The sequence below is a fragment of the Streptomyces sp. NPDC043867 genome, from assembly GCF_056435845.1.
The window spans coordinates 1-3,690 of sequence record NZ_JBWKDS010000070.1 but is presented as its reverse complement, the minus strand read 5'-3'; the positions used below and the strand labels follow the sequence as shown (position 1 = coordinate 3,690).

2 protein-coding genes are annotated in these 3,690 nt (G+C 71.5%); both read right to left on the bottom strand.

Annotated elements, in window-relative coordinates:
* Nucleotides 1–391: 391 nt before the first annotated feature.
* On the bottom strand, nt 392–1,414 hold the full coding sequence (locus AC069T_RS37110) for a YihY/virulence factor BrkB family protein (protein ID WP_478786941.1): 1,023 nt from the start codon (nt 1,412–1,414) through the stop codon (nt 392–394).
* 108 nt (nt 1,415–1,522) lie between these two features.
* Entirely contained in the window at nt 1,523–3,349 is a 1,827-nt protein-coding gene (locus tag AC069T_RS37105; protein WP_478786940.1) for an endonuclease/exonuclease/phosphatase family protein, read from the bottom strand.
* Nucleotides 3,350–3,690 lie beyond the last annotated feature (341 nt).

Sequence of the window (3,690 nt, the reverse complement as noted above, 5' to 3'; positions counted from 1 at the left end):
CCATTCCCCCCCCCCCCCCCCCCACCCCCTCCCCCCCCCCCCCCACCACCCCCCCCCCCCCCCCCCCCCCCCCCCCCCCCCCCCCCTTCGCCGCGTGCGGGGCCGGCCGGGTCCGTTCGCGGCCGGCGCCGGCCGTTCCGCCGGGGGCTCGCGGCGGCGGTGGGCGGCACCCGTCGGGCGGACGGCCGCGACCGCCGAGCGGGCCCGGGGCAGAAAGACGAACGGCGGGGCCGGATCGGCCCCGCCGCCCGTGGTGTCGCGGTTCGTGGTGTCGGTCGCTCGCGGTGCCGCCGTTGGTCTGTCGGTCGCTCGCGGTGTCGCGGTTGGTCTGCGGACCGCTCGTCGTGCCGCGACTCGTGGTATCGGCCGCTCGTCGTGTCGGCCGGGGGCGTCAGCTCGTCCTGCCGCCCTGCGCCGCCCGGGCCCGGGCCTCACGCAGCGCCCGCAGCCGGGGCGGCCACTTGCGGGTGTCCCGCGGCTCGACGTACAGCTCCTCCGTGGCGGGCTGCCCGCCGGTGATGGCCCGCTGGCGTGCCAGCTCCGCGTCGAACTCCAGCCCCAGCAGGATCGCCAGATTGGTCAGCCAGAGCCAGACCAGGAAGATGACGGCGCCCGCCAGAGTGCCGTACGTCTTGTTGTACGAGCCGAAGTTGGCGGCGTAGAGGGCGAATCCGGCGGAGGCGGCCAGCCACACCAGCGTGGCGACGACGCTGCCGGGACTCACCCAACGGAAGCCGCGGCCGCGGACGTTGGGGGCGGCCCAGTACAACAGGGCGATCATGAGGACCACCAGCACCAGCAGGACGGGCCACTTCGCGATGGACCAGAGGGTGATCGCCGCGTGGCCGAGCCCGACGGCCGTGCCCGCGCGTTCGGCCAGCGGCCCGGTGAACACGACGATGGTGGCGCTGGCCGCGAGCATCACCATCAGGGCGATGGTCAGGACCAGCCGCAGCGGGGTGAGCTTCCAGACCGGACGGCCCTCGGGAAGGTCGTACACCGCGTTCGAGGTGCGGATGAACGCGGCGACGTAGCCCGACGCGGACCACAGGGCGAACAGCAGGCCGACGATCGCGAGCACGCTCCCCGTGCCGCCGCTGTCGCCCAGCTGCAGCACCGCGTCGTGCAGGATGTCGCGGGCCGGACCGGGCGCCAGGTCACCCACGTTGGCGAGCAGCTTGTCCGTGGTGCGCTGTCCGGCCACGCCCAGCAGGGACACCAGTACCAGCAGCGCGGGGAACATCGACAGCACGCCGTAGTACGTCAAGGCGGCCGCGCGGTCGGAGAGTTCGTCGTCCGTGAACTCCTTCGCCGTGCGCCGCACCACCGCCCACCAGGAGCCCGCGGTCAACTCGGAGGGGCTGTCCTTCGCGGTCAGCCCCTCCGTCCCCGATTCCGGTCGCTTCTCGTCCATGACCTCACGTGTCTCCCGAAACGGCGGTGTGAAGCCGCTCCGGGAGCCGAATCTCGTCCGGGGCCTCCAGGGGCCGTTCGGCCGGGTCGGCGAACACCGTCCGGGCGGCTACGGCTTGAAGCGCAGCACCTGCGGGTCGTGATCGCTGATCTGGTCCGAGAACTCCGCGTTGATGTGCACGCTGTCGTACTCGAAGTCGCAGCCCCTGCGGATCGAAGGGCTGACCAGGATCTGGTCCAGGACCTGGCTGTTGCCCTGGTAGTCGTAGGTGTAACGCTCGCTCTTCGGCAGCGACTTGATCGCCGACCAGAGTTCGCCGTCACCCTCCAGCAGCTTCGCGGTCCCGGAGAACTCGAAGTCGTTGATGTCGCCGAGGGTGACGACGTCGGCGTTCTTCTGCGTCGTCAGGATGTCCTTGACGAAGGAGTTCACCGCGGTCGCCTGGAGGTGGCGCTGGGTCTCCGAGCTGCGCACCGGCGGCTGGAACTGCCCGTGCAGCGACTGGTCGCCGCCCTTCGACGCGAAGTGGTTGGCGATCACGAAGACCGTCTTGCCGCGGAAGGTGAATTCGCCCGCGAGCGGCTTGCGGCTGTTCTTCCAGGCTTCGCCGGCCGGGTCGATCCGGCCGGGAGACACGGTCAGCGCCGCCTTTCCGTGCTCCTTCGTGACGCCGACGGCGGTCGTCGCGTCACCGCCGGCGCGGTCGGTGAAGGAGACCCGCTCCGGGTTGAAGAGGAACACCTGACGGATGTTGCCGCCCGGCTCGCCGCCGTCCGCGAGGTCGACCGGATCGATGGAGCGCCACTCGTAGGCGGGGCCGCCCGCCGCCACGATGGCGTCGACCAGCTTCTGCATCGTCCGGTCGGCGGCGACCGTGCCGTCGTTCGTCGCGCCGTTGTTGTCCTGGATCTCCTCCAGCGACACGATGTCGGGCGACTGGAGGTGCTGCACGATCGCGGACGCGTGGGCGTCGAACGTCGCGTCGCCCGGGTCCAGGTTCTCGACGTTGTACGTCGCGACGGCCAGTTCCCTGCGGCCCTGCTCCTCGGTGGTCTCCCGCTCCAGTCCGCCCTTGTCCAGGGTGCCGAGCCGGCCGGCGACGAGGGTGTAGCCGCCGAACTGGTTGTAGTCGAGCGGACCCGCGGTGGTGCCCGTCAACTCGTCGCCCACGTTCGCGGTGGGGAAGTCGGCGGCGGCGCCGAGGGACTGGATCTGCAGGCGTCCGGTGTTCTGCGAGGTGTACGAGCCGTACACCGTGCCGCCGCGGCGGTCGGCGTGCTCGTTCGGCTTCACCGTGACCCACAGCTCGGCGTACGGGTCGGTGGCGGTGACCACGCGCACGTCGGAGACCTGGACGCTCATGCCCTCCAGCGACTCGTAGTAGTCCAGCGCGTACGTCGCCGGTTCCAGTGTCAGGCCGTTGACCGAGCCGCTCGCCGCGGTGTCACCGGCGGCGGTGTACGCGTCCGGGACCGACTCGGCGTCGACGACCGTCGCGGCCGGGACCGCGTGGCCGCCGGAGACCACGGTCACCGTCGGCTTGGTGATCTCCGTCAGCGACTGGTTGCCCGTGGAGGCGCCGCCCGGCACGTACTCCGAGACGGTGCCGGTGACCGTGACCGAGTCGCCGACGGCTGCCTTCGGGGCGGAGCCGGTGAAGACGAACACGCCCTCACTGGTGGCCGGGTTGTCGTCCGCGTCCGGGTCCTGGATCCAGAACCCCTTCGACGAACCGTAGGTCCGTACGCCCGTGACGATGCCGGTCACGTCCGTGACCTTCTGGCCCGCGTACGGGGATATACGGGTGCTGCCCTGGATGTCGTGGATGTGGACGGTGTCCGCGTGTGCGGGTGCGGTCAGCACCACGGCGGAGACGGTGGAACAGACCGCGGCGACGGTCAGCGCGGCGATGCGCGCGGTTCTCCTGCTCGGCAAGGGAATCCCTCCGGGGACGTACGTGAGCGCCGGGACGAGGGCGGAAAGGTGACGGGAGCGCGACCTGCGTGCGAGCCGGTGACGCGCGGAGAAGCAGCTGGGCGGGTGCCCGTTCGACTTCTACGCGCGTCAATCTCGTGTGTGGCCGGGGGAGTTGTCAAGGTTTCGGTGGTGTACGACTCCTGACAGGGACATGAACCGGGCGGCATGGGTCCAAATCCGTCTAGGCTGAGCCGCTGAGGCGGGGGGGGGGGGGGGGGGGGGGGGGGGGGGGGGGGGGGGGGGGGGGGGGGGGGAGGAGGGGGGGGGGGGGGGGGGGTTTTTTCTTCTTCTTCTTTGCT